Source organism: Staphylococcus sp. GDY8P196P (assembly GCF_017891705.1).
Lineage (GTDB): Bacteria > Bacillota > Bacilli > Staphylococcales > Staphylococcaceae > Staphylococcus > Staphylococcus ureilyticus.
On the sequence record NZ_JAESJS010000003.1, the window covers coordinates 519,060 to 544,689 of the forward strand.

The 25,630-nt window shown below is 34.6% G+C and carries 41 protein-coding genes; 40 read left to right on the plus strand and 1 reads right to left on the minus strand.

Annotated features, from left to right (window positions below):
• Positions 1–24: 24 nt before the first annotated feature.
• The 34 genes from rplD (at position 25) to KA814_RS02615 (ending at position 18,911) form a co-directional block, all read left to right on the plus strand.
• On the plus strand, positions 25–648 hold the full coding sequence (gene rplD / locus KA814_RS02450) for a 50S ribosomal protein L4 (RefSeq protein ID WP_046208425.1): 624 nt from the start codon (positions 25–27) through the stop codon (positions 646–648).
• The gene (gene rplW / locus KA814_RS02455) at positions 648–923 is read left to right on the plus strand and encodes a 50S ribosomal protein L23 (protein WP_046208424.1); all 276 of its coding nucleotides are present in this window, start codon (positions 648–650) and stop codon (positions 921–923) included. The genes rplD and rplW overlap by 1 nt, the downstream gene beginning before the upstream one ends.
• Positions 924–951: 28 nt before the next feature.
• Entirely contained in the window at positions 952–1,785 is an 834-nt protein-coding gene (rplB, locus tag KA814_RS02460) for a 50S ribosomal protein L2 (protein ID WP_046208423.1), read from the plus strand.
• A gap of 64 nt (positions 1,786–1,849) precedes the next feature.
• Positions 1,850–2,128, plus strand: a complete 279-nt coding sequence (rpsS, locus tag KA814_RS02465) for a 30S ribosomal protein S19 (RefSeq protein WP_019468644.1) — start codon at positions 1,850–1,852, stop codon at positions 2,126–2,128.
• A 28-nt stretch (positions 2,129–2,156) separates the two neighbouring features.
• Positions 2,157–2,510 (plus strand): 50S ribosomal protein L22, encoded by a 354-nt coding sequence (rplV, locus tag KA814_RS02470; protein WP_019468645.1) that lies wholly within the window; start codon positions 2,157–2,159, stop codon positions 2,508–2,510.
• A gap of 23 nt (positions 2,511–2,533) precedes the next feature.
• Entirely contained in the window at positions 2,534–3,187 is a 654-nt protein-coding gene (gene rpsC, locus KA814_RS02475) for a 30S ribosomal protein S3 (RefSeq protein WP_019468646.1), read from the plus strand.
• A 2-nt stretch (positions 3,188–3,189) separates the two neighbouring features.
• Positions 3,190–3,624: a 50S ribosomal protein L16 gene (gene rplP, locus KA814_RS02480; RefSeq protein ID WP_019468647.1), complete on the plus strand. Its 435-nt coding sequence runs from the start codon at positions 3,190–3,192 to the stop codon at positions 3,622–3,624.
• Positions 3,614–3,823 (plus strand): 50S ribosomal protein L29, encoded by a 210-nt coding sequence (gene rpmC, locus KA814_RS02485; protein ID WP_002482620.1) that lies wholly within the window; start codon positions 3,614–3,616, stop codon positions 3,821–3,823. The genes rplP and rpmC overlap by 11 nt, the downstream gene beginning before the upstream one ends.
• Before the next feature lie 26 nt (positions 3,824–3,849).
• The gene (gene rpsQ, locus KA814_RS02490; RefSeq protein WP_019468648.1) at positions 3,850–4,113 is read left to right on the plus strand and encodes a 30S ribosomal protein S17; all 264 of its coding nucleotides are present in this window, start codon (positions 3,850–3,852) and stop codon (positions 4,111–4,113) included.
• A 30-nt stretch (positions 4,114–4,143) separates the two neighbouring features.
• Positions 4,144–4,512: a 50S ribosomal protein L14 gene (gene rplN, locus KA814_RS02495; protein WP_019468649.1), complete on the plus strand. Its 369-nt coding sequence runs from the start codon at positions 4,144–4,146 to the stop codon at positions 4,510–4,512.
• 41 nt (positions 4,513–4,553) lie between these two features.
• Complete coding sequence (rplX, locus tag KA814_RS02500; RefSeq protein ID WP_040029978.1) at positions 4,554–4,874, plus strand: 50S ribosomal protein L24; 321 nt, start codon at positions 4,554–4,556, stop codon at positions 4,872–4,874.
• A gap of 22 nt (positions 4,875–4,896) precedes the next feature.
• Entirely contained in the window at positions 4,897–5,436 is a 540-nt protein-coding gene (gene rplE, locus KA814_RS02505; RefSeq protein ID WP_046208422.1) for a 50S ribosomal protein L5, read from the plus strand.
• Between the two features lie 21 nt (positions 5,437–5,457).
• Positions 5,458–5,643: a type Z 30S ribosomal protein S14 gene (locus KA814_RS02510; protein ID WP_046208421.1), complete on the plus strand. Its 186-nt coding sequence runs from the start codon at positions 5,458–5,460 to the stop codon at positions 5,641–5,643.
• Positions 5,644–5,674: 31 nt separating this feature from the next.
• Positions 5,675–6,073 carry a 30S ribosomal protein S8 gene (gene rpsH / locus KA814_RS02515; RefSeq protein WP_019468652.1) on the plus strand — a complete coding sequence of 133 codons (399 nt, stop codon included), beginning with the start codon at positions 5,675–5,677 and terminating at the stop codon, positions 6,071–6,073.
• A 27-nt stretch (positions 6,074–6,100) separates the two neighbouring features.
• Complete coding sequence (gene rplF, locus KA814_RS02520) at positions 6,101–6,637, plus strand: 50S ribosomal protein L6 (RefSeq protein ID WP_019468653.1); 537 nt, start codon at positions 6,101–6,103, stop codon at positions 6,635–6,637.
• A gap of 31 nt (positions 6,638–6,668) precedes the next feature.
• A complete protein-coding gene (gene rplR, locus KA814_RS02525) occupies positions 6,669–7,031 on the plus strand; it encodes a 50S ribosomal protein L18 (protein WP_046208420.1) in 363 nt (120 codons plus the stop codon).
• 20 nt (positions 7,032–7,051) lie between these two features.
• The gene (rpsE, locus tag KA814_RS02530; protein WP_019468655.1) at positions 7,052–7,549 is read left to right on the plus strand and encodes a 30S ribosomal protein S5; all 498 of its coding nucleotides are present in this window, start codon (positions 7,052–7,054) and stop codon (positions 7,547–7,549) included.
• 16 nt (positions 7,550–7,565) lie between these two features.
• The gene (gene rpmD / locus KA814_RS02535) at positions 7,566–7,745 is read left to right on the plus strand and encodes a 50S ribosomal protein L30 (RefSeq protein WP_002482630.1); all 180 of its coding nucleotides are present in this window, start codon (positions 7,566–7,568) and stop codon (positions 7,743–7,745) included.
• Between the two features lie 16 nt (positions 7,746–7,761).
• The gene (gene rplO / locus KA814_RS02540) at positions 7,762–8,202 is read left to right on the plus strand and encodes a 50S ribosomal protein L15 (protein WP_046208824.1); all 441 of its coding nucleotides are present in this window, start codon (positions 7,762–7,764) and stop codon (positions 8,200–8,202) included.
• Positions 8,202–9,494 carry a preprotein translocase subunit SecY gene (secY, locus tag KA814_RS02545; protein WP_046208418.1) on the plus strand — a complete coding sequence of 431 codons (1,293 nt, stop codon included), beginning with the start codon at positions 8,202–8,204 and terminating at the stop codon, positions 9,492–9,494. The genes rplO and secY overlap by 1 nt, the downstream gene beginning before the upstream one ends.
• Positions 9,495–9,511: 17 nt before the next feature.
• Positions 9,512–10,162: an adenylate kinase gene (locus KA814_RS02550; RefSeq protein ID WP_019468658.1), complete on the plus strand. Its 651-nt coding sequence runs from the start codon at positions 9,512–9,514 to the stop codon at positions 10,160–10,162.
• 173 nt (positions 10,163–10,335) lie between these two features.
• Entirely contained in the window at positions 10,336–10,554 is a 219-nt protein-coding gene (infA, locus tag KA814_RS02555; RefSeq protein WP_001118443.1) for a translation initiation factor IF-1, read from the plus strand.
• Positions 10,555–10,585: 31 nt separating this feature from the next.
• Positions 10,586–10,699 carry a 50S ribosomal protein L36 gene (rpmJ, locus tag KA814_RS02560; protein ID WP_002482634.1) on the plus strand — a complete coding sequence of 38 codons (114 nt, stop codon included), beginning with the start codon at positions 10,586–10,588 and terminating at the stop codon, positions 10,697–10,699.
• A gap of 21 nt (positions 10,700–10,720) precedes the next feature.
• Positions 10,721–11,086 (plus strand): 30S ribosomal protein S13, encoded by a 366-nt coding sequence (gene rpsM, locus KA814_RS02565; protein ID WP_046208417.1) that lies wholly within the window; start codon positions 10,721–10,723, stop codon positions 11,084–11,086.
• A 23-nt stretch (positions 11,087–11,109) separates the two neighbouring features.
• On the plus strand, positions 11,110–11,499 hold the full coding sequence (rpsK, locus tag KA814_RS02570; RefSeq protein WP_019468660.1) for a 30S ribosomal protein S11: 390 nt from the start codon (positions 11,110–11,112) through the stop codon (positions 11,497–11,499).
• A gap of 76 nt (positions 11,500–11,575) precedes the next feature.
• The gene (locus KA814_RS02575; RefSeq protein ID WP_019468661.1) at positions 11,576–12,520 is read left to right on the plus strand and encodes a DNA-directed RNA polymerase subunit alpha; all 945 of its coding nucleotides are present in this window, start codon (positions 11,576–11,578) and stop codon (positions 12,518–12,520) included.
• A gap of 18 nt (positions 12,521–12,538) precedes the next feature.
• On the plus strand, positions 12,539–12,907 hold the full coding sequence (gene rplQ, locus KA814_RS02580; RefSeq protein WP_046208416.1) for a 50S ribosomal protein L17: 369 nt from the start codon (positions 12,539–12,541) through the stop codon (positions 12,905–12,907).
• A gap of 555 nt (positions 12,908–13,462) precedes the next feature.
• A complete protein-coding gene (locus tag KA814_RS02585; protein ID WP_046208415.1) occupies positions 13,463–14,275 on the plus strand; it encodes an energy-coupling factor transporter ATPase in 813 nt (270 codons plus the stop codon).
• Positions 14,272–15,135, plus strand: a complete 864-nt coding sequence (locus KA814_RS02590) for an energy-coupling factor transporter ATPase (RefSeq protein WP_046208414.1) — start codon at positions 14,272–14,274, stop codon at positions 15,133–15,135. Before KA814_RS02585 ends, KA814_RS02590 begins: the two co-directional genes overlap by 4 nt.
• Positions 15,125–15,931 carry an energy-coupling factor transporter transmembrane component T family protein gene (locus KA814_RS02595; RefSeq protein WP_046208413.1) on the plus strand — a complete coding sequence of 269 codons (807 nt, stop codon included), beginning with the start codon at positions 15,125–15,127 and terminating at the stop codon, positions 15,929–15,931. The genes KA814_RS02590 and KA814_RS02595 overlap by 11 nt, the downstream gene beginning before the upstream one ends.
• A 3-nt stretch (positions 15,932–15,934) precedes the next feature.
• A complete protein-coding gene (gene truA, locus KA814_RS02600; protein WP_046208412.1) occupies positions 15,935–16,741 on the plus strand; it encodes a tRNA pseudouridine(38-40) synthase TruA in 807 nt (268 codons plus the stop codon).
• A 202-nt stretch (positions 16,742–16,943) separates the two neighbouring features.
• On the plus strand, positions 16,944–17,381 hold the full coding sequence (gene rplM / locus KA814_RS02605) for a 50S ribosomal protein L13 (protein ID WP_046208411.1): 438 nt from the start codon (positions 16,944–16,946) through the stop codon (positions 17,379–17,381).
• 19 nt (positions 17,382–17,400) lie between these two features.
• A complete protein-coding gene (rpsI, locus tag KA814_RS02610; RefSeq protein ID WP_019468668.1) occupies positions 17,401–17,793 on the plus strand; it encodes a 30S ribosomal protein S9 in 393 nt (130 codons plus the stop codon).
• Positions 17,794–18,038: 245 nt separating this feature from the next.
• Positions 18,039–18,911: an alpha/beta hydrolase gene (locus tag KA814_RS02615; RefSeq protein WP_064209388.1), complete on the plus strand. Its 873-nt coding sequence runs from the start codon at positions 18,039–18,041 to the stop codon at positions 18,909–18,911.
• 79 nt (positions 18,912–18,990) lie between these two features.
• Here the strand turns inward: KA814_RS02615 and KA814_RS02620 are convergent, their stop codons facing one another.
• A complete protein-coding gene (locus tag KA814_RS02620; protein ID WP_064209389.1) occupies positions 18,991–19,986 on the minus strand; it encodes an LLM class flavin-dependent oxidoreductase in 996 nt (331 codons plus the stop codon).
• Between the two features lie 144 nt (positions 19,987–20,130).
• On the opposite strand from KA814_RS02620, the gene KA814_RS02625 reads away from it, so the two are divergent.
• The 6 genes from KA814_RS02625 (at position 20,131) to KA814_RS02650 (ending at position 25,570) form a co-directional block, all read left to right on the plus strand.
• Positions 20,131–21,138 carry an NADP-dependent oxidoreductase gene (locus KA814_RS02625; protein WP_064209390.1) on the plus strand — a complete coding sequence of 336 codons (1,008 nt, stop codon included), beginning with the start codon at positions 20,131–20,133 and terminating at the stop codon, positions 21,136–21,138.
• Positions 21,139–21,155: 17 nt separating this feature from the next.
• On the plus strand, positions 21,156–22,163 hold the full coding sequence (locus tag KA814_RS02630) for a zinc-binding alcohol dehydrogenase family protein (RefSeq protein WP_064209391.1): 1,008 nt from the start codon (positions 21,156–21,158) through the stop codon (positions 22,161–22,163).
• Between the two features lie 344 nt (positions 22,164–22,507).
• On the plus strand, positions 22,508–24,073 hold the full coding sequence (locus tag KA814_RS02635; RefSeq protein WP_046208405.1) for a BCCT family transporter: 1,566 nt from the start codon (positions 22,508–22,510) through the stop codon (positions 24,071–24,073).
• A 143-nt stretch (positions 24,074–24,216) separates the two neighbouring features.
• Positions 24,217–24,753, plus strand: a complete 537-nt coding sequence (gene amaP, locus KA814_RS02640) for an alkaline shock response membrane anchor protein AmaP (protein ID WP_019468674.1) — start codon at positions 24,217–24,219, stop codon at positions 24,751–24,753.
• A 12-nt stretch (positions 24,754–24,765) separates the two neighbouring features.
• Positions 24,766–25,005 carry a DUF2273 domain-containing protein gene (locus KA814_RS02645; protein ID WP_019468675.1) on the plus strand — a complete coding sequence of 80 codons (240 nt, stop codon included), beginning with the start codon at positions 24,766–24,768 and terminating at the stop codon, positions 25,003–25,005.
• 58 nt (positions 25,006–25,063) lie between these two features.
• Entirely contained in the window at positions 25,064–25,570 is a 507-nt protein-coding gene (locus KA814_RS02650) for an Asp23/Gls24 family envelope stress response protein (RefSeq protein WP_046208404.1), read from the plus strand.
• The last annotated feature ends 60 nt before the right edge of the window (positions 25,571–25,630 follow it).

Genomic DNA, 25,630 nt, shown 5'->3' on the forward strand with positions numbered 1-25,630 from the left:
TAGAGCGAAAGGAGGAAATGCATAATGGCAAATTATGATGTATTAAAAGTAGATGGAACTAAATCAGGTTCAGTTGAATTAAGCGATGCAGTATTTGCAATCGAACCAAACAACAACGTTCTTTTTGAAGCAATTAATTTACAACGTGCTTCATTACGCCAAGGTACACATGCTGTTAAGAACCGTTCAGCAGTACGTGGTGGTGGACGTAAACCATGGAGACAAAAAGGTACAGGACGTGCGCGTCAAGGTACTATTCGTGCGCCACAATGGCGTGGTGGTGGTATCGTATTCGGACCAACACCAAGAAGCTATGCTTACAAAATGCCTAAGAAAATGCGTCGTTTAGCTTTACGCTCAGCATTATCTTTCAAAGCACAAGAAAATAGCTTAACAATTGTAGATACATTAAGTTTTGAAACTCCGAAAACAAAAGAATTCAAAACTGTACTTTCTAACTTAGAACAACCTACAAAAGTGTTAGTAATCACTGAATCTGAAGATGTAAATGTTGCACTTTCAGCACGTAACATCCCAGGTGTTCAAGTAACAACTGCACAAGGTTTAAACGTTCTAGATTTAACAAGCGCTGACAGTGTCGTAATCACAGAAGCAGCTGCTAAAAAAGTTGAGGAGGTGCTCGGATAATGGAAGCAAGAGACGTTCTTAAGCGCCCCGTAATCACAGAAAAATCTTCAGTTGCAATGGCTGAAGACAAATATACATTCGATGTTGATACTCGTGCGAATAAAACACAAGTAAAAATCGCTGTAGAAGAAATCTTTGATGTAAAAGTTGATAATGTGAATATTATTAACTACAAACCAAAGAAAAAACGTATGGGCCGTTACCAAGGCTATACAAACAAACGACGCGTAGCAATCGTTAAATTAAAAGAAGGATCAATCGATCTATTTAACTAAAAAATTACCAATAAGGAGGTAAACGACAATGGCTCTAAAAAAATATAAGCCAATTACTAACGGTCGTCGTAATATGACTAGTTTAGATTTCGCTGAAATTACGAAAACTACTCCTGAAAAGTCACTATTACAACCGCTACCGAAAAGAGCGGGACGAAATCATCAAGGTAAATTGACTGTACGCCATCATGGCGGTGGACACAAACGTCAATATCGTGTAATTGATTTCAAACGTAACAAAGATGGTATCCAAGCAAAAGTTGATTCAATTCAATATGATCCAAACCGTTCAGCAAATATCGCATTGTTATTTTACGCTGATGGAGAAAAACGTTATATTATTGCACCTAAAAACTTAAAAGTAGGTCAAACACTTGAAAGTGGTGCAGAAGCAGATATTAAAGTAGGTAATGCACTACCACTACAAAATATTCCAGTAGGTACTGTTATCCATAATATCGAGTTGAAACCTGGTAGAGGTGGACAAATCGCTCGTTCTGCTGGTGCAAGTGCACAAGTATTAGGTAAAGAAGGTAAATATGTATTAATCAGATTAAGATCTGGCGAAGTACGTATGATTCTTTCAACTTGCCGTGCTACTATTGGACAAGTTGGTAATATCCAACACGAACTTGTTAACGTTGGTAAAGCTGGACGTTCAAGATGGAAAGGTATCCGTCCAACAGTTCGTGGTTCTGTAATGAACCCTAACGATCACCCACACGGTGGTGGTGAAGGACGCGCACCAATCGGTATGCCTTCTCCAATGTCACCTTGGGGCAAACCAACACTTGGTAAGAAAACACGTCGCGGTAAAAAATCATCAGATAAACTTATCGTTCGTGGACGTAAGAAAAAATAAAAATAACTTATTTGGGTGTGCGGCTTAACCGCTGCACGCACATAATAAGAAGGGAGGCGCCACTATGGCTCGTAGTATTAAAAAAGGACCTTTCGTTGACGATCACCTAATGAAAAAGGTTGAAGCTCAAAGCGGAAGCGAGAAAAAACAAGTAATCAAAACTTGGTCACGTCGTTCAACTATTTTCCCTGATTTCATCGGACATACATTCGCTGTATATGATGGACGTAAACATGTGCCTGTATTTGTAACAGAAGATATGGTTGGTCATAAACTTGGAGAGTTTGCACCAACACGTACATTTAAAGGTCACGTTGCAGACGATAAAAAAACAAGAAGATAATATCTAACAGGTAGAGGAGGAAATTGGAATGGAAGCAAAAGCGGTTGCTAAAACAATAAGAATCGCACCTCGTAAAGTTAGATTAGTATTAGATCTAATTAGAGGCAAAAGCGCTGGTGAAGCGATAGCGATTTTGAAATTAACAAACAAGGCTTCATCACCAGTAATTGAGAAATTATTAATGTCCGCTTTAGCTAATGCAGAACATAACTATGACATGAACACAGATGAGTTAATAGTTAAAGAAGCTTATGCTAATGAAGGACCAACTTTAAAACGTTTCCGTCCACGTGCACAAGGTAGTGCAAGTGCGATCAACAAACGTACAAGCCACATTACAATCGTCGTAAGTGACGGTAAAGAAGAAGCTAAAGAAGCTTAATAAAATCTTAAGGAGGGAACACTGTGGGTCAAAAAATTAATCCAATTGGACTTCGTGTCGGTGTAATCCGTGATTGGGAAGCTAAATGGTATGCAGAAAAAGACTTCGCATCATTATTACACGAAGATTTAAAAATCCGTAAGTTTATTGATAACGCATTAAGTGAAGCTTCAGTTTCTCATGTAGAAATTGAACGTGCTGCTAATCGTATCAACATCGCTATTCACACTGGTAAACCTGGTATGGTAATCGGTAAAGGCGGTTCAGAAATAGAAAAACTTCGTAACAAATTAAATTCATTAACAAATAAAAAAGTACACATCAACGTAATTGAAATCAAAAAAGTAGATTTAGATGCTAAATTGGTAGCGGAAAACATTGCGCGTCAATTAGAAAATCGTGCATCTTTCCGTCGTGTACAAAAACAAGCTATTACAAGAGCGATGAAACAAGGCGCTAAAGGTATCAAAACACAAGTATCTGGTCGTTTAGCTGGTGCTGATATCGCTCGTGCAGAACAATATTCAGAAGGAACTGTTCCACTTCATACACTACGTGCTGACATAGGCTATGCACACGCAGAAGCAGACACAACTTATGGTAAGTTAGGTGTCAAAGTGTGGATTTATCGTGGAGAAGTTCTTCCTACTAAGAACACTAGTGAAGGAGGAAAATAATAATGTTACTACCAAAACGTGTTAAATATCGTCGTCAACATCGTCCTAAAACAACTGGTCGTTCTAAAGGCGGTAACTATGTAACATTTGGTGAGTATGGTTTACAAGCAACTACAACGTCTTGGATCACATCTCGTCAAATCGAATCAGCTCGTATTGCAATGACTCGTTATATGAAACGTGGCGGGAAAGTTTGGATCAAAATCTTCCCACACACACCTTACACTAAAAAACCTTTAGAAGTTCGTATGGGTGCTGGTAAAGGTGCCGTTGAAGGCTGGATTGCTGTTGCAAAACCAGGTAGAATTTTATTTGAAGTTGCAGGCGTAAACGAAGAAGTTGCGCGTGAAGCATTACGTTTAGCTAGTCACAAACTTCCAGTTAAAACTAAGTTTGTAAAACGTGAAGAATTGGGTGGTGAAACAAATGAAAGCTAAGGAAATTAGAGACTTAACCACTTCTGAAATCGAAGAACAAATCAAATCTTCAAAAGAGGAGCTTTTTAACCTACGCTTTCAGTTAGCTACAGGACAATTAGAGGAAACTGCACGTATTCGTACAGTAAGAAAAACGATTGCACGTCTAAAAACTGTTGCTCGTGAAAGAGAAATTGAACAAGGTAAGGCTAATCAATAATCAAATTGAAAGAGGAGGTTACTAAAGTGAGCGAAAGAAATGATCGTAAAGTTTATGTAGGTAGAGTCGTTTCCGATAAAATGGATAAAACAGTAACTGTACTTGTTGAAACATACAAAACACACAAACTATATGGCAAACGAGTAAAATACTCTAAAAAATACAAAACACATGATGAAAACAACTCAGCTAAATTAGGGGACATCGTTAAGATTCAAGAAACACGTCCTTTATCAGCAACTAAGCGTTTCCGTTTAGTAGATATTGTTGAAGAATCAGTAATTATTTAATAAACAGTGAAGATAAAGGAGGTTTAACTCATGATCCAACAAGAAACACGATTAAAAGTAGCAGATAACTCTGGTGCACGTGAAGTACTTACAGTCAAAGTATTAGGTGGATCTGGTCGTAAAACAGCGAACATTGGTGACGTAATCGTCGTTACTGTTAAACATGCTACACCAGGCGGCGTTGTCAAAAAAGGTGAAGTAGTTAAAGCTGTTGTTGTACGTACTAAATCAGGTGTACGTCGTAATGACGGTTCATATATCAAATTTGATGAAAATGCATGTGTCATCATTCGTGACGACAAAGGCCCACGTGGTACTCGTATTTTTGGACCAGTTGCGCGTGAATTACGTGAAGGTAATTTCATGAAAATTGTATCATTAGCTCCAGAAGTACTTTAATAAACTATTTATAAATATATAAATCTAAGGAGGTGCCACACATGCATATCAAAAAAGGTGACAACGTAAAAGTTATCGCAGGTAAAGACAAAGGTAAAGAAGGTAAAGTAGTAGCTACTGAACCTAAAAAAGACCGTGTCGTTGTGGAAGGTGTTAACACTATTAAAAAACACCAAAAACCAACTCAATTTAATCCTGAAGGTGGAATCTTAGAAACAGAGGCAGCAATCCATGTTTCTAATGTACAATTATTAGACCCTAAAACGAATGAACCTACTCGTGTAGGTTACAAATTCGAAGACGGTAAAAAAGTTAGAATTGCAAAAAAATCTGGCGAAGAAATTAAATCTAATAATGAATAATTAATTGAAAGGAGGATCCACTGTGAATCGTTTAAAAGAAAAATTTAATACTGAAGTTACAACGGACTTAGTAAAAAAATTCAACTATAGTTCTGTAATGGAAGTACCAAAAATAGAAAAAATTGTAGTAAACATGGGTGTTGGTGATGCTGTACAAAACTCTAAAGTATTAGATGATGCTGTAGAAGAATTACAAGCTATCACTGGTCAAAAACCATTAGTAACTAAAGCGAAAAAATCTGTCGCTACATTCCGTTTGCGTGAAGGTATGCCAATCGGTGCTAAAGTAACTTTACGCGGTGAAAGAATGTATGACTTTTTAGATAAATTAATTGCGGTATCACTTCCACGTGTTCGTGACTTCCGTGGTGTATCAAAATCTGCATTTGACGGTAGAGGTAACTACACTTTAGGTGTTAAAGAACAATTAATTTTCCCTGAAATCGACTATGACCGAGTAAGTAAAATACGAGGAATGGATATCGTTATCGTAACAACTGCTAACACTGACGAGGAAGCTCGTGAATTGTTAACACAATTCGGTATGCCATTTCAAAAATAATCTCTAAAGGAGGCTAATTAAGTGGCTAAAAGTTCAATGGTTGCTAAGCAACAAAAAAAACAAAAGTTCCAAGTACGTGAATATACGCGTTGTGAACGTTGTGGTCGTCCACATTCTGTATATCGTAAATTTAAATTATGCCGTATTTGTTTCCGTGAATTAGCTTATAAAGGCCAAATCCCTGGCGTTCGTAAAGCTAGCTGGTAATAGAAAAAAGTCTGAAAGGAGGCAACATTCAATGACAATCAACGATCCAATTGCAGATATGCTAACTCGTGTAAGAAACGCAAACATGGTGCGTCACGATAAGTTAGAATTACCTGCATCAAATATTAAAAAAGAAATTGCTGAAATATTAAAAAGTGAAGGTTTCATTAAAAACGTAGAATACGTTGAAGACGATAAACAAGGGGTTATCCGTTTATTCCTTAAATATGGTCAAAACAATGAACGTGTTATCACTGGATTAAAACGTATCTCAAAACCAGGTTTACGTGTTTATGCTAAAGCAAACGAAGTACCTAAAGTATTAAATGGTTTAGGTATTGCATTAGTTTCTACTTCTGAAGGTGTAATCACTGATAAAGAAGCAAGAAAACGTAATATTGGTGGAGAAATCTTAGGTTACGTTTGGTAATAATTAATAACAAGGAGGTGCGATAACATGAGTCGTGTTGGTAAAAAAATTATTGACATCCCTAGCGACGTTACAGTAACTATCGAAGGAAATACAGTTTCTGTTAAAGGTCCAAAAGGCGAATTATCACAAACAATGAATGAAAGAATGACATATAAGCAAGATGAAAACACATTAGAAGTTGTTAGACCAACTGATTCTCAAAATGATAGAACAGTTCATGGTACAACTCGTGCTTTGATTAATAATATGATTCTAGGTGTTAAAGATGGCTATAAAAAAACACTTGAGCTTGTAGGTGTTGGTTACCGTGCTCAAATGCAAGGTAATGACCTAGTATTAAACGTTGGATACTCACATCCAGTTGAATTTAAAGCTGAAGATGGAATCACTTTCGGTGTTGATAAAAACACTACAGTAACTGTAGAAGGTATTTCAAAAGAACAAGTTGGAGCGATTGCTTCAAACATCCGTTCAGTAAGACCTCCAGAACCTTACAAAGGTAAAGGAATCCGTTACCAAGGTGAATACGTTCGCCGTAAAGAAGGTAAAACTGGTAAATAATAAATAACTTTCAGAAGAAAGGAGTAATAAAATGATCAGCAAAATTGATAAAAACAAAGTGCGTTTGAAAAGACATGCACGTGTCCGTAACAAATTGTCTGGCACTGCTGAAAAACCACGTCTAAATGTTTATCGTTCAAACAAACACATTTATGCACAAGTTATCGATGATGTTAATGGCAAAACATTAGCACAAGCTTCAACACAAGAAAAAGATCTAGCTAATGAAACTGGATCTAAAGTTGATTTATCAGCTAAAGTCGGCGAAACAATTGCTAAAAGAGCAAATGAAAAAGGCGTAAAAACAATTGTATTTGACCGCGGAGGATATTTATATCACGGACGTGTTAAAGCATTAGCAGAAGCAGCTCGTGAAAATGGTTTAGAATTTTAATTTAAAGGAGGGACATTTACATGGCTCGTAGAGAAGAAGCGAAAGAATTTGAAGAACGCGTTGTTACAATTAATCGTGTTGCAAAAGTTGTAAAAGGTGGTCGTAGTTTCCGTTTCAGCGCTTTAGTAGTAGTTGGAGATAAAAACGGTCGCGTTGGATTCGGTACTGGTAAAGCACAAGAGGTACCTGAAGCAATCAAAAAAGCAGTTGAAGCAGCTAAGAAAAACTTAGTTGAAGTTCCACGTGTCGAAGGTACAACTCCTCACATGATTACTGGACAATTCAGTTCAGGTAGTGTACTAATGAAACCAGCTGCACCTGGTACTGGTGTTATTGCGGGTGGTCCTGTTCGTGCGGTATTAGAACTAGCAGGTATCACTGATATCTTAAGTAAATCTTTAGGTTCAAACACACCAATCAACATGGTGCGTGCAACAATTAATGGATTACAAAACCTTAAAAATGCTGAACAAGTTGCGAAATTACGTGGCAAGTCAGTAGAAGAATTATATAATTAAGGAGGGAAAATAAGTTATGGCTAAATTACAAATTACCCTCACTCGTAGTGTTATAGGTCGTCCAGAAACACAACGTAAAACTGTTGAAGCTTTAGGTTTGAAAAAAACAAACTCTTCAGTAGTTGTTGAAGATAACCCTGCTATTCGTGGGCAAATCAACAAAGTAAGTCACTTAGTGACAGTAGAAGAAAAATAATTAAGGAGGTGCCGAAATGAAATTACATGAGTTAAAACCAGCAGAAGGTTCTCGTAAAGTTCGTAACCGCGTAGGTCGTGGTGCAGCTACTGGTAACGGTAAAACTAGTGGCCGTGGACAAAAAGGACAAAAAGCGCGTTCAGGTGGTAGTATCAGACCAGGATTTGAAGGTGGACAATTACCTTTATTCCGCCGTTTACCAAAACGAGGTTTTACTAACATTAACCGCAAAGAATATGCTATTGTTAACTTAGACCAACTTAATAAATTTGAGGATGGTACTGAAGTAACTCCTGCTTTATTAGTAGAATCTGGTGTAGTTAAAAGTGAAAAATCTGGTATTAAAGTACTAGGCAATGGTTCACTTGACAAGAAGTTAACAGTGAAAGCTAACAAATTCTCTGCTTCTGCAGCAGAAGCTATTGATGCTAAAGGCGGAGCACACGAGGTGATCTAATGTTTCAAACGCTTGTGAGCTTCTTTACTACAAAAGAAGTTCGTAACAAGATCTTTTTTACGCTCGCAATGTTAGTTATTTTTAAAATAGGTACTTATATTCCAGCACCTGGCGTAAATCCAGCTGCTTTTGACAGTCAACAAGGTTCTCAAGGTGTCACTGACTTACTGAATACGTTTGGTGGCGGAGCCTTGCAGAACTTTTCTATCTTTGCCATGGGTATAATGCCATATATTACTGCATCAATTGTGATGCAGTTATTACAAATGGATATTGTTCCAAAGTTTTCAGAGTGGGCAAAACAAGGTGATGCAGGTAGAAAGAAACTTAATAACGTAACCCGTTATTTTGCGATTGTACTTGCTTTTATCCAATCAATAGGAATGGCGTTCCAATTTAATAATTATTTACAAGGTCAACTTATTATGGATCAGTCCGTAATAAGCTACCTGACAATAGCTGTTGTATTAACAGCTGGAACAGCGTTTTTAATTTGGATAGGTGAACAAATCACTCAATTCGGTGTTGGTAATGGTATTTCCATCATTATCTTTGGAGGTATTTTATCTTCATTACCTTCATCATTAATCCAGTTTTACCAACAGTCCTTTGTAGGACAAGATGACACAACTTTAGCATGGTTAAAAGTTATTGGGTTAATTGTTGGAATGATATTGCTAACAGTTGGTGCAATATTCGTACTACAAGCTATTAGAAAAATACCAATTCAATATGCGAAAAAACAGTCTGCACAACGATTAGGTTCACAAGCAACATATTTACCTTTGAAAGTTAACTCTGCAGGGGTTATCCCAGTCATCTTTGCAATGGCGTTCTTCTTATTACCAAGAACATTAACTTTGTTCTTCCCTGATGCAAGTTGGGCGCAAAAAGTATCTGACGTTGCAAATCCATCGAATAATATAGGGATGATTGTTTATGTAATCCTTATTATTGCATTTGCATATTTCTATGCATTTGTACAAGTCAATCCTGAAAAGATGTCTGATAACCTTAAAAAACAAGGAAGTTATGTTCCGGGTATTAGACCTGGCGAACAAACAAAAAAATATATTACTAAAGTTCTCTACAGATTGACCTTTGTAGGATCAATATTCTTAGCTGTCGTTGCTATACTACCAATCATTGCTACTAAGGTGATGGACTTACCACAATCGATTCAAGTCGGTGGTACAAGTCTACTTATCGTAATTGGTGTTGCGATTGAAACAATGAAGAGTCTTGAAGCTCAAGTGAGTCAAAAAGATTATAGAGGCTTTGGTGGTAGATAAATTGTAGGAGGGCACTTATGAATATCATTTTAATGGGTTTACCTGGCGCAGGTAAAGGAACTCAAGCGAGTGAAATTGTTAAGAAATTCCCAATTCCACACATATCTACTGGAGACATGTTCAGAAAAGCGATTAAAGATGAAACGGATTTAGGCAAAGAAGCTAAATCATACATGGATCGTGGAGAATTAGTCCCTGATGAAGTTACTGTGGGCATCGTAAAAGAAAGAATTTCTGAAGACGATGCAAAAAAAGGATTCTTACTTGACGGCTTTCCTCGTACTATTGAACAAGCAAAAGCATTAAGTGAAATCATGCAAGAATTAGATAGAAAAATTGATGCTGTTATCAATATAGAGGTACCTGAAGAAGAATTAATGAACCGCCTTACTGGTCGTAGAATTTGCGAAAAATGCGGGCACACTTATCATCTTGTATTCAATCCTCCAAAAGTTGATGGCATTTGTGATATTGACGGTGGTAAATTATACCAACGTGAAGATGACAACCCAGAGACAGTTGCAAATCGTTTAAATGTCAATGTGAAACAATCTAAGCCAATCCTAGAATACTATGATAATGAAAATGTATTGAAAAACATTGATGGTTCAAAAGATATTAACGAGGTTACTTCAAACGTAATCGATATTCTTGAGAATCTAAAATAGTATCAACTTTGTACGGTCTATGTAATGCCAAGAGTATAAACGAAAAAGAGTGACAATGCGATATAGTAATTCATTTTAATTTTGTTGAACTTATTAACAACACTTATAGACTCGTAGGGTTAGAGTTGATCTTAGACGATAACCAACTATTGTAAAAAGGGGGAAGTTAATAAATGGCTAAGCAAGATGTTATTGAATTAGAAGGTACAGTATTAGATACTTTACCAAATGCAATGTTTAAAGTAGAATTAGAAAATGGTCATGAGATTTTAGCTCACGTTAGTGGTAAAATCAGAATGAATTATATTCGAATTCTACCTGGCGACAAAGTAACTGTAGAAATGTCTCCGTATGATTTAACACGCGGAAGAATTACGTATCGTTATAAATAATCGTCACTCCATAATATAGGGAGGTATTAAAATGAAAGTAAGACCATCAGTAAAACCAATTTGCGAAAAATGTAAAGTCATTAAACGTAAAGGTAAAGTAATGGTAATTTGTAGCAATCCAAAACACAAACAAAGACAAGGTTAATAAAGAGAGGTGTAAATAATTATGGCACGTATAGCAGGAGTAGATATTCCACGTGAAAAACGTATTGTTATTTCGTTAACTTATGTATATGGTATCGGTACTACTACAGCTCAAAAAATTGTTGAAGAAGCAAATGTATCTGCAGATACACGCGTTAAAGACTTAACTGATGACGAATTAGGTCGTATCCGTGAAGTAATCGACAATTATAAAGTAGAAGGTGACTTACGTCGTGAGCAAAACTTAAACATTAAACGTTTAATGGAAATCTCATCATACCGTGGTATCCGTCACCGTCGTGGATTACCAGTACGCGGACAAAAAACAAAAAACAATGCTCGTACTCGTAAAGGCCCAGTTAAAACTGTAGCTAACAAGAAAAAATAATAGGTAAAGGAGGCAAATTTTAAATGGCACGTAAACAAGTATCTCGTAAACGTAGAGTGAAAAAGAATATTGAGAATGGTGTAGCACATATCCGCTCAACATTCAATAATACAATCGTAACTATTACTGATGAATTTGGTAATGCTTTATCATGGTCATCAGCAGGTGCACTTGGATTTAAAGGATCAAAAAAATCAACACCATTCGCAGCACAAATGGCATCAGAAACTGCAGCTAAAGCAGCTATGGAACATGGTTTGAAAACTGTTGAAGTTACAGTTAAAGGTCCTGGCCCAGGTCGTGAATCAGCGATCCGTGCATTACAATCAGCTGGATTAGATGTAACTGCAATCCGTGACGTTACTCCAGTACCACATAATGGTTGTCGTCCACCAAAACGTCGTCGCGTATAATATTATCGTTATTGTCGCAAGTCACTGAGAAACACAGTACAATTCAAGTCGACGTAATCAAGGAGGATATTTGTAAATGATTGAAATCGAAAAACCTAGAATTGAAACAATTGAAATTAGTGAAGATGCTAAATTCGGTAAGTTCGTTGTTGAACCACTAGAACGTGGCTACGGTACTACACTAGGAAACTCCTTACGTCGTATCCTACTATCTTCATTACCAGGTGCAGCCGTTAAATACATCGAAATCGAAGGTGTATTACATGAATTCTCAGCAATAGATAATGTTGTAGAAGATGTTTCAACAATTATCATGAACATCAAAAAACTAGCATTGAAAATTTATTCTGAAGAAGATAAAACATTAGAGATTGATGTAAAAGATGAAGGCGAAGTTACTGCAAGTGACATCACACATGATAGTGATGTAGAGATTTTAAATCCTGAGATTAAGATCGCAACAGTATCTAAAGGTGGACATTTAAAAATCCGTCTTGTTGCTAATAAGGGTAGAGGTTACGCATTAGCAGAACAAAATAACACTAGTGATTTACCAATTGGTGTAATTCCAGTGGATTCACTATATTCACCAGTAGAACGTGTTAACTATACTGTAGAAAACACACGTGTAGGTCAAAGTAGTGATTTTGATAAATTAACTTTAGATGTTTGGACTAATGGTTCTATTACGCCACAAGAGTCTGTTTCTCTAGCGGCAAAAATCTTAACTGAACATTTGAACATCTTCGTTGGATTAACTGATGAAGCTCAAAATGCTGAAATCATGATTGAAAAAGAAGAAGATCAAAAAGAAAAAGTACTTGAAATGTCTATTGAAGAATTAGACCTATCTGTACGTTCATATAACTGTTTGAAACGCGCAGGTATTAATTCTGTTCAAGAATTAGCTGATAAATCTGAAGCAGATATGATGAAAGTGCGCAATTTAGGACGTAAATCATTAGAAGAAGTTAAATATAAACTTGAAGATCTAGGTTTAGGTCTTAGAAAAGAAGATTAATATAAAGGAGGTTAACTCATGGGTTACAGAAAATTAGGACGTACATCTGATCAACGTAAAGCGATGTTACGTGACTTAGCTACTTCACTTATTGTAAGTGAGCGTGTTGAAACTACAGAAGCACGTGCAAAAGAATTACGTAGTGTTGTTGAAAAATTAATCACTTTAGGTAAAAAAGGAGATTTAGCATCTCGTCGTCAAGCTGCTAAAACTTTACGTAATGTTGAAATCTTAAATGAAGATGAAACAACACAAACTGCACTTCAAAAATTATTTGGTGAAATTGCTGAACGTTATACAGAACGTCAAGGCGGTTACACTCGTATCCTTAAAGTAGGCCCTCGTCGTGGTGACGGTGCTGAATCAGTAATTATAGAATTAGTTTAATTTAAATACACATACTACTATGTATAAAGCAAATGAGTGCAACGATAATGTTTGCCACATACAAATATTGTCTAGCTCAGAGTACCCCATCAAACTTAATAAATTTTAAAGCGTGAACTCAAATATGATGGGGTGCGCGCTTTTTTTTGTTAGTCCCCCTTAATTCGAAGAATTTAGGGGGACTTATGCAATTGCAAAGCAATAGCGAACCACTGAGCCTTAATTCGAAGAATTTAGGGGGACTTATGCAATTGCAAAGCAATAGCGAACCACTGAGCCTTAATTCGAAGAAGATAAGGAATGCCTTCACGGAGTGGAGACATGAGCAGTTCTAGCTAATCAGCTATTTGTTTATAAATTCATATAAGTTTATTGTTAGGTATCAGTAATTGTTAATCGTGAAATATAATCTTTAGATGTTTAATGGTATCTTTTTGAAGACTCAATAAATGAGATTTAAAAGAAAAATTAGTGAAGAAGAAGTGCTTATTTATTATTTTTCATGTAAAATGATTAAGTATATGATTAATATTTTTGATTTAGGAGATAACTGAAATGGTAACGCAAGCAGAAGAAATAATTAAATTTGATCACGTATCTTTTAAATATAATAGCGATGAACCACTTGCGTTAAATGATGTATCATTTAGCATACCAAGAGGTAAATGGACTTCTATAGTAGGCCACAATGGTTCAGGTAAATCAACGATAGCAAAACTGATGATAGGCATTCAAAAACCTTTTGAAGGCCAAATTTATTTGAACGGTATAAGTATCAATGATGATAACTTAAATGAGTTAAGACAACATATAGGAATTGTATTTCAAAATCCAGAAAATCAATTTGTAGGGTCTACTGTAGAATTTGATGTAGCTTTTGGTTTAGAAAATAATGCGATAACTTACGAAAAGATGCACGAAATTGTACCCAAAGCATTAGCGGATGTAGATATGTTGGATAGAGCCACATATGAGCCGCAATCACTTTCAGGTGGTCAAAAACAGCGTGTCGCAATCGCAGGTGTCTTAGCATTAAATACGGATATCATTATATTAGATGAAGCGACGTCTATGTTAGATCCAGAAGGCAGAACAGAATTAATTTCATTAATTCACCGTTTAAAAGAAGAAAAAGATGTGACAATCATTTCCATCACTCATGATTTATCAGAAGCTATAGATGCGGACCATTTAGTTGTTTTAAACCAAGGTTCCTTATATCAAGCAGGTTTGCCTCAAGTTATTTTTAATAAAGGAGCGGCACTGACACAAATTGGTTTAGATTTACCGTTTGCAATGAGAATGAGCCAACAACTCTTAGGTGTTACTGACTATATTTCTTACGAAAGGTTGGTAAGCAAATTATGACTGTTAAATTTGATCAAGTATCTTATGTTTATCAAAAAGGAACACCTTATGAGCATCTTGCATTGAAAGACATTGTAACCACTTTTGAACAAGGGAAGTATTATGCAGTAATTGGTCAAACAGGCTCAGGCAAGTCTACATTAATTCAGCATATTAATGGACTACTCAAACCTTCACATGGCTCTTTAGAGGTCAATGATGTCCAAATTACACATAAAACTAAAGATAAGTATTTAAAACAAGTACGAAAACGTGTGGGGGTAGTATTCCAGTTTCCAGAATCACAACTTTTTGAAGACTCAGTAGAACGAGAAATATTATTTGGACCTAAAAATTTTAATATGCCACTTGAAGAAGTAAAAGTACGGGCATTTCAATTATTAATCGAATTCGGTTTTAATAGAGATATACTTGAACAATCGCCTTTCCAAATGTCGGGAGGCCAAATGAGAAAAATAGCAATTACTTCTATCTTAGCTATGGATCCAGATATTGTCATATTAGATGAACCCACTGCAGGTCTTGATCCTAAAAGTAGAAATCAAATCATGGAAATGTTAAAGAAACTTCAAGTTGAACAACATAAAACAATCATATTAGTCACGCATGAAATGAATGACGTTGCAAAATATGTTGATGAAGTAAAAATTATTAAGCAGGGCAAATTAGTTGAAAGCTGTTCTCCAAGAAAATTGTTTAATGCAAATGACTATGTTAAAGACATGCACTTGGATGTTCCAGACATCGTTAAATTACAGAGAGACATTGAAGCAAAACATCAAATTAAATTTGACCGTATTGCATTAACCGAATCAGAATTCACTGAGATGTATAAGGAGTGGCAAAAAAATGAGAGATAAGTTTATTATAGGACGTTATCTTCCATTAGACACTTTTGTACATCGTCGTGATCCACGTGCAAAATTAATTTTTGTCTTTTTATTTATTATATTAATATTTTTTGCACATTCATTTTTTACTTATTTATGGTTATTTATAATCATTGTAACCATGATGAAAACTGCTCACATAAAAGCTTGGTTTTTAATTAAGGGGTTAACCCCAATATGGATTTTTCTGATTTTTACCTTTTTAATGCATTTATTTTTAACTAAAGGTGGTATACGGATATTTGAATTCGGTTTTATTTCAATTGATACACATGGTATTTTAGAAGGTATTTATATTGTCTTGAGGTTAATGTTTATCATTATGGTGTCTACAATTATGACTTTAACGACAAGTCCTTTAGATCTTACTGATGCATTTGAAAGGTTATTATACCCATTAAAGTTGATAAAAATACCTGTACATTTACTGAGTATGATGATGTCAATTGCTTTACGTTTTATTCCAACTTTAATGAATGAACTGGATAAAATTATCTTAGCACAGAAATCAAGAGGTTCTGAAATCAGTTCAGGGGGATTAATCAATAGAGTGAGCGCGTTTATACCTTTGTTAATTCCTTTATTTATCTCAGCTTTCCAAAGAGCTGAAGATTTAGCAATTGCAATGGAAGTACGTGGTTATGATACAAACAAACAGCGAACGAGTTTTCGTCAATTAAACTGGCAAAAGTCTGATAGCTTGTTATTGATATCAATAATACCAATAGCAATAATATTATTTGTGTTAAAGTATATGGGAGTGTAAAGGATGGTTCGTGTTTTAGTAAATATTTCGTATCAAGGTAGTCAATTCTTAGGTTTTCAAATTCAAAATAATGGTAGAACGGTACAACAGCAATTTGAAAAAATACTTAAGCGCATGCACAAGCGACATGTTAGAATTCATCCTAGTAGCCGAACTGATCGTGGTGTGCATGCAATAGAGCAATATTTTCATTTTGATTCAGAGCTTAACATTTTACCAGATCAATGGCAGTATGCAATGAATCGGGCATTACCTGATGATATTTTTGTGAAACATGTTTCATTTGTAGATGCGTCATTCCACTGTAGATATGATTGTGTGGGTAAAACTTACCGCTATAAAGTTTATCAATCACCTAATAAAAATCCATTTGAATGTGGTTTGAAAGCACACGTACCTGAAAGTTTAGACTTTGAAAAGATGTCTCAGGCTGCCAGTTTATTTATGGGTACACATGACTTTACTGGTTTTTGTTCTCAAAAAACAGAAGTTGAAAGTAAAGTACGTACTCTATATGAAAGTAGAATCGAAAAAACAGAATATGGTTTTGATTATGTAGTTACTGGTTCAGGGTTTTTATATAATATGGTACGTGTGTTAGTTGCATTTTTAATTGGTGTGGGTAAAGAGAAATTTCAGCCTGAGTCAGTTCCACAATTATTAAAAGCGAAAGATCGCAATAAAGTTCCGTTTACTGCACCAGCAGAAGGATTATATTTGGAACATATATACTTGTCTCCCGAAGCACTCATAAGTGATTTTGGTGAAGACATAAAAATATATCAAAAAAAATCCACACAAAATAGGTAAATTACATTGACAAAACACCATAAAAATTATACGATAACTAACGGTATTGTTTTATATCACCCCACGATAAGCCCCGGAATCTTATTGTGTAACAAGATATAGAAGCACGTAGAAATTATAAATTAACAAAATAAATGCATTTAAGTTTAAATATCATTTCAATTAGACAAGAAACATTTATTTATTCTAGGAGGACAATTATATGCGTCAAACATTTATGGCTAATGAAGCAAACATTGAGCGCAAATGGTATGTTATTGATGCTGAAGGTCAAACACTTGGTCGTTTATCATCAGAAGTAGCTGCTATTCTACGCGGTAAAAATAAAGTAACTTATACACCACACGTTGATTCAGGTGATTATGTAATTATCATCAACGCTGCTAAAATTCAATTCACTGGTAATAAAGAACAAGACAAAATGTATTACCGTCACAGTAACCACCCAGGCGGAATCAAATCAATCTCTGCTGGTGAGTTAAAAGCTAAAAACCCAGAACGTTTACTTGAAAACTCAATTAAAGGTATGTTACCAAGCACACGTCTAGGTGAAAAACAAGGTAAAAAATTATTTGTATATGGTGGCGCTGAACATCCACACGCTGCACAACAACCAGAAAACTACGAGTTACGTGGTTAATTAAAAGGAGGAAATTACATTGGCACAAGTTGAATATAAAGGCACAGGCCGTCGTAAAAACTCAGTAGCACGTGTACGTTTAGTACCTGGCGAAGGTAACATTACTGTTAACCACACTGATGTACGTAGCTACTTACCATTCGAATCATTAATCTTAGACTTAAACCAACCATTTGATGTTACAGAAACTAAAGGTAACTATGATGTATTAGTTAACGTTCACGGTGGTGGTTTCACTGGACAAGCACAAGCTATCCGTCACGGTATCGCACGTGCTTTATTAGAAGCAGATCCTGAATATAGAGGTTCATTAAAACGCGCTGGATTACTTACACGTGACCCACGTATGAAAGAACGTAAAAAACCAGGTCTTAAAAAAGCTCGTCGTTCACCACAATTCTCAAAACGTTAATATATCAAATACTGTGGCGAATACGATTCACCTACAGATTTGTACATTAATTGCTTAAGTAATTGGTGTTTATATAGCAACAATATTTCTAACTTCCCATATTTGTATGGGAAGTTTTTTTTGATTTATAAAATATTAAAAAAACAAACTTTGCTACTTTTAAAATTCAAAGCATTTGGTTTACTTTAGTAAGTTCAGTTAGTATGAAGTATAATAAAGTAAAAATGGTATTAGAGGTTATACATATGGCATTCAATAAATTAAAACATCTCTTGAAGCAATTGGTTTTCGTGTTAATATTTATTTTTTTAGCTAGTATTATCGTTTTGACTTTGAATCAACTGTTTAACAAAACCCACATTAAAAACATGTCTAACGAGACATCGATTCCTACATTTTATTTGCATGGTTTTGCCGGTACAGCTAATTCAGAAAAATACATGGTTAATTCAGCAGTGCAAAATAATATTACAAATGACGTTGTTGAGGCCAAAGTTTCATCAAATGGAAAGGTGACATTTAATAAAAATATAGTTAACAATATGAAACGTCCGATTATAAAAATCATTTTTGAAGATAATGAAGAAAAAGATTTAGAAAAAGATGCGCAATGGATTAAAAATGTTATGATTGCTTTTAATGCAAAATATCATTTTAAAAAATTCAATTTTGTAGCTCATTCTATGGGAAATCAATCATTTAGTTACTATATGTTAAAGTATGGTGATGATAGTGCCTTACCTAAGTTAAATAAGCAAGTGAGTTTAGCTGGAAACTTTAACGGGGAAGTGGATATCAATGGTTTGGACTTAAATATATATTTAGATAAAAATGGCAAACCTAGCAGGATGTTAAAAGCATATCGAAATTTATTATCTATGCAAGCGCACTATCCTAAAAATGCTGAAGTGCTTAATATTTATGGAGATTTAAAAGACGGAACCCATTCTGATGGTAGAGTTACAAATGTATCTTCAGAATCGTTAAGGTATCTCTTGTCAAATCACGTTAAAACTTATAAAACATACAAAGTATATGGACCAAAAGCAGAACATAGTGAGCTCCATGATAATAAAAAAGTTACAGATCAAATGAATGCATTTCTTTGGGGCTTATAAATGAAAAAGATAACTCTATGATTTTAGAATTATCTTTTGTACAGTTTTGAATCCATGTTATTTACTCATTCTAAAAGGCTTAAAATGTATTATTTTCAGCTGCTAATAATTGTAGTAAGTTTTTGCGATTTGCTTCACCATATACATGTGGCTGTATCATCATTTCATCTGCATTATATTGATTTGCGATAGCTTTAAGTTGAGTGAAAACTTCATTTGGCAAACCACTGATAACACGTGCTTTATTTTGATGCATTTTTTCTATTTCTCTAGTGGATGGCTGTCTTTGTTGCGCAAATGTAATTGATGGATAATGACTAGGTTGTTTTAAATAATTAATGCGTAATAGCCATTGATGAAAAGCTTGTTCTAACTCTTTGATTTTTTGAATGTCATTTGCTGTGATGACAAAAGTTGAAATAATAACATAAGGTGTTCGGTTTGGATGAAGTTCTGAAAATAGCTTACGATAAACAGCGATAGATTGTTTAACTTTATTTTTATTTTTCCCCATTAAAGCGGTGACAAAAGGTAAGCCGTGTTGTGCAGCGAGTTCAGCGCTATTTTGACTTGTGCCTAATAAATGCATATTAGGTTGCGTTGGGATTAAAGGCGTGGCGTATAATCCAGGAAATCTTTGCTTTTGAATGTCATCATTAAAATAGTTTGTTAGATCCACAATTTGTGTTTCAAAATCAATGTTAGCTGTTTTGTTTTCATTTAACGCTTGATTTACATTTTTAAAACTGAAAGAGCGGCCAATGCCTAAATCTACTCTACGAGGGTGACGTCCTTCTAATATTTTAAAGACTTCTGCTATTTTATAAGCACTATAGTGGGGGAGCATAACGCCACCACTGCCAATGCGTATCGAAGTCGTATTTTCTAACAAAGCCATCATAATCATTTCTGGAGCACTAGAAGCAACTGACAATACTTTGTGATGTTCAGCAACCCAAAATCGATAAAAACCTAATGATTCAGCAAGTTGAGCTAATTCAACAGAATGATTTATCGCTTGAGTGGTGTTACTACCTTCAAATATTGGGACATAGTCTAATATACTTAATCGCATGTTTACATTCTCCTTCATTACAATCATTTAAGTGCTCTATTCTGTTTATCATAACATGTGGACAAAATATCAAATAAGCGATTTGATTGATTGCATCACCTCATCACTATAAAATAGAAGAAAAGATGAAATGGAGGCAAAATAATGAAAACAGAAAGCATTGTATTAGCAAAACGTCCAGAAGGTATACCTTCAGATGATGTATTTAGATACGAAACTGTTGAAATAGATGAGCCTAGTAAAGATGAGATTCAAATTGAAGCGATATATATTTCGGTAGATCCATATATGCGTGGCAGAATGGATGATAGTAAATCTTATATTCAACCATTTCAATTGGATGAACCATTGGCAGGTCATATTGTTGGAAAAGTAATACAATCCAATGCTGATGGTTTTGAACAAGGCGATTATGTTGTAGGTATGCTACCTTGGCAAAAACACACAAATGTATCAGCACAAAGCGTTACGAAAATTACCCAGCGAGACATTCCACTATACTTATATCTTAGCGTACTAGGTATGACTGGCCAAACAGCATATCACGGATTGCTAAAAATTGGACAACCAAAAGAAGGGGAAACAGTTGTTGTATCTGCAGCTTCGGGAGCTGTGGGTTCAGTAGTTGGTCAAATTGCTAAACTCAAAGGTGCTCGTGTAGTTGGTATTGCAGGTGGAACAAGTAAAACGGAATATTTAACTGATCAATTAGGATTTGATGCTAGCGTAGATTATAAAGCTGATAACTTCTCAGAGCAATTAGCTCAAGCGGTGCCTGATGGTGTAGATGTTTATTTTGAAAATGTTGGTGGACACATTGCAGATGAAGTTATGAAACACTTAAATCAATTTGCTAGAATTCCAGTATGTGGAGCGATTTCTGGTTATAATGATAAGGGTATTGAGCATGGTCCACGGATTCAACCAATTTTAATAAAATCACAAGCACTTATGAAAGGGTTTGTTGTGGCTAATTATGCAGACGACTTTAAACAAGCTAGTCAGCATCTTGCACAGTGGGTAAATGAAGACAAAATAAAAACAAAAACTTCAATCGTAGAAGGATTTGAAAACGTGCCTAATGCATTTAGAAATTTATTTACTGGAGACAATTTTGGTAAACAAGTGGTTCAAGTATCAGATAATTTATAACTAAAGGAGATGCACATATGAAAGCAATTGGTGCAGACAAACCGTTTACATTAGATGAGGGTAATCAATTTTATGAAATGGATATAGAGACGCCAAAACCTCAGCAGCGTGAGTTATTAGTACGTTTAACAGCTATTAGCGTTAATCCAGTAGATACGAAAATTAGACAATCGTCTATAAATGAGTCGCCAAGAATTCTAGGTTATGATGCTGTAGGCATTGTAGAAGATTTGGGTGAAGATGTTAAACAATTTAAAATTGGAGATGAAGTTTATTACTCAGGCTCACCATCATATCAAGGCTCAAATCAGACCTATCAACTTGTTGATGAACGCTTAGTAGCATTAAAGCCAAGTAATATTAGTGATACAGAAGCGGCAAGTTTACCATTAACTGGCTTAACAGCATCAGAGACACTTTTTGATGTTTTTAATATTTCTAAAAATCCTGAAGAAAATAAAGGTAAATCCTTATTAATAATTAATGGGGCAGGTGGCGTAGGTAGTATCGCGACACAGATAGCAAAATATTACGGATTACATGTCATCACCACTGCATCACGTGATGAAACGTATAATTGGTCAAAATCATTAGGTGCGGACATCGTGTTGAATCATAAAAATAATTTGACAGATGAATTTAAAAAATATGAAATTAGTGAAGTAGATTATATTTTTTGTACTTTTGATACGGACTTATATTATGAAAAAATGATTGAACTTGTAAAACCACGTGGTAAAATTGCGACAATTGTTGCTTTCAATCATGAGCAAGATTTGAATTTACTAAAGCCTAAAAGCATAACCTTTACTCATGAATATATGTATTCAAGACCTTTGAATCAAACAGAAGATATGGCTATTCACGGTACGTATCTAAAAGACATCACTGATAAAGTAGAATCTGGTGATTATCAACCAACAGCAAATGAAGTGTTAAAAGGATTAACAGCAGATAATATTTTTGAGGCGCATAGAAAAATGGAAAATCATAGAATGGTCGGTAAATTGGTTATTTCAATTTAACAAAAGTGAAAAGTATTCTTAACGAAAACACTGTTAGTTATATATAAATTATTGTTAAATCATATGTGATATGCCAAAGCGATTTGATTAAATTAAGAGCTTTCAAGGAGCAAATGCAGTCAAATTATTATATTTGATTGTTATTTTGCTCCTTTATTTTTTCAACATAACCGTCTATCACATGTTCGGTATCATCATTTTCACTTTTGAATATATGTGCGTCTTAAAATAAAAGTTATATATAAATTAAAATGTTAAATGCAATTAAATTCATAAATTACGCATATTAGCACGATGTAAGGGTATATGTGACACATAAAGTAAAGGGAGAGTGTCATGTTAATATGCGATTTAGAAAATTAACAGTGGTTTTTTGGGTAGCGTTAACGATTTGTACGCTATTTGTTATATATGGAGCAATTGCGCCTAAACAATTGGAATCGGTTACACAAGCAATTACCAATTTTATTGCAGTAAATTTTGGATGGTATTATTTACTATTAGTATTAGCCATTTTAGTTGTATCTATCTATTTATTATTTTCTAGATATTCAACAATAACTTTAGGTCAAGAGGGAGAAGACCCAGAATTTTCACTTAAATCATGGTTTGCAATGTTATTTAGTGCAGGTATGGGGATAGGCTTAGTATTTTGGACAACAGCTGAACCCATCAGTCACGCATTTACTTTAACACCGATACATAAAGCAGGAACACAAACTGCTATAAATGAAGCGATGCAGTTTTCATTTTTTCACTGGGGTATACATGCGTGGGCAGTGTACGGAATTGTTGGACTCGTGTTTGCGTACTTTAATTTTCATAAAGGATATCCTGGATTAGTTAGTGCTACATTAAGACCCATTTTGGGTGAAAAAATGATGCGAGGCCCAATAGGTGGCGCAATCGATGTGCTTGCAATTATTGCCACAGTAACTGGTGTTGCTGCGACATTAGGTTTTGGTGCATTACAAATTAATGAAGGGTTGAATTTCTTATTTAAAATACCTTCTAATTTTGGTACACAAGTTGTGATTATCGTTATAGCTACAGTGTTATTTACCTGGTCTGCTTGGTCCGGTATTGATAAAGGCATTAAAAACTTAAGTAATATTAATATGTTTTTAGCTTTTGTAGTTTTGATCGCATTATTTTGTGTCGGTCCTACGTTAAACATTTTAAATATGTTTACGAATTCATTGGGTGATTATATTGCTAATTTCTTTAATATGAGTTTACGTATCCCACAAGCAGGTGGAGAGAAATTCCAATGGTTACAACAGTGGACAATCTTCTACTGGGCATGGTGGGTTTCTTGGGCGCCATTTGTTGGTATATTCATTGCTCGGGTTTCTCGAGGTAGAACAATTAAAGAATTTATTTTAGGTGTACTTTTTGTACCAGCACTTGTTTGTTTTTTATTCTTTGCAGTATTCGGGGCATCTGCAATTTATTTACAGCAAAATGGTATTGCCAACATTGCTAAAGAGGCAACTGAAACTGCAACATTTGCAACGCTTGAGCATTTCCCATTAGGATTTTTACTCAGTATTATCACGCTCATTGTAATTATGATTTTCTTTGTTACTTCAGCAGACTCAGCAACTTACGTGCTTGGTATGTTGAGTTCTAAAGGTAGTATAAACCCATCCGGTATAGTAAAAGTAAGCTGGGGGATTATTTTAGCTTTATTTGCGATGATTATGATTTATACAGGTGGTACACAATCAATACAAAATTTATTAATCATTGCAGCTTTGCCTTTTTCAATCGTCATTATCTTTATGATTTGGTCACTATTCAAATCATTATCAATTGAAAAACCGCGTCCTAGCAATAAATTACTTGTTTCTGATGAAAAGTATTTACAATATCGAAAATCAAATCAAGATCATGAAAAAAATACCTAATTACAAATGCATCATGGCAGTGATTAAAATTATTTTACCAAATACATTATAATTTCAATTTAAAATGTTTTTACGTTTATTTAACGGGGTATAAAGATGTATGACATGTACATATAATTTGACTATAGGAGGTGTCATACGAGGTGAAGCGAATTAAAAATTTTATACTAGGTCTATTAATCGTAGTCATCGTTGGTTTTTTACTATTTATGTATATCAAAGATTCTAGAATTAGTGAGTACCAGGACTACTTCAAGCAATTTAATTGGTTTGAACCAACGTTAATTGGCTTAGCAGCTCTATTGATTTTAATAGGTCTAATACTTGTATTTAGCTTGTTTAAACCTACGTATAGAAAACCTGGACTTTATAAAGACTATGAAGATGGACATATTTATGTATCGAGAAAAGCAGTTGAAAAATCTGCATACGATACACTTGTAAAATATGACCAAATTCGTCAACCAAATGTTATAGCGAAATTATATAACAAGAAAAAGAAATCACATATTGCTTTAAAAGCTGATTTCTTTGTTCCGGGTGATGTTCAAGTTGGTTCATTAACAGAAGAAATAAGAAATGACATTAAACAAAATGTTGAGCATTTCACTGAATTACCAGTTTCAAAATTAGAGGTTAACGTTAGAGATCAAAAAGCCTCAGGCAAACGTGTGTTGTAAGGGAGGGTTATCATGGCTAACAATAATAACCAACAAAGACAAGATTCTACACAAGAAGTTGTTGATTTTTTCAAAACATTTAAATGGAGAATAATTGGATTTTTAGCATTTCTAATTATCGCTATATTATTTTTAACGTTAGGTTTCTGGAGTACAATATTAATTATCGTTTTATGTTTAATTGGTATTGGTATTGGGTATACTAAAGACCGTAAGCAAGATTTTTTAAATTTCTTAAATCGATGGAGTTAATTAATTTAAATAGTATATTATTAATTTTAAAATCTTATATAACAAAGGAGAATTAATTATGGCAGTAGATAACAATAAAGCAAAACAAGCATATGATAACCAAACTGGAGTAAACGAAAAAGAGCAAGAAAAACAACAACAGCAGCAACAACAGCAACAAGAACCAGAATTCACAAATAAGTTAACGTTCTCAGACGAAGTTATTGAAAAAATTGCTGGTATTGCCGCACGCGAAGTAAATGGTATTTTAGAAATGAAAGGCGGCTTCGTTGATAACATTTCTAGTTCATTCGGAAGCAGCAACAATGTAACACAAGGTGTTAGCGTTGAAGTAGGCGAAAAACAAGCTGCAGTTGATTTAAAAGTTATTTTAGAATATGGTGAATCTGCACCTAAAATTTTCCGCAAAGTAACAGATTTAGTTAAAGAACAAGTAAAATATATTACTGGTCTTGAAGTTGTAGAAGTGAATATGCGTGTTGAAGACGTGATGACTAGAAAAGAATGGTCACAAAAAAATGAAAAAAGCCAAAATTCAAGCAACGAAAATAAAGGCTTACAATAACACATAATTTAAAAAATACCGGTAAAGGTAATCCTTTACCGGTATTTTTTGTATATATAT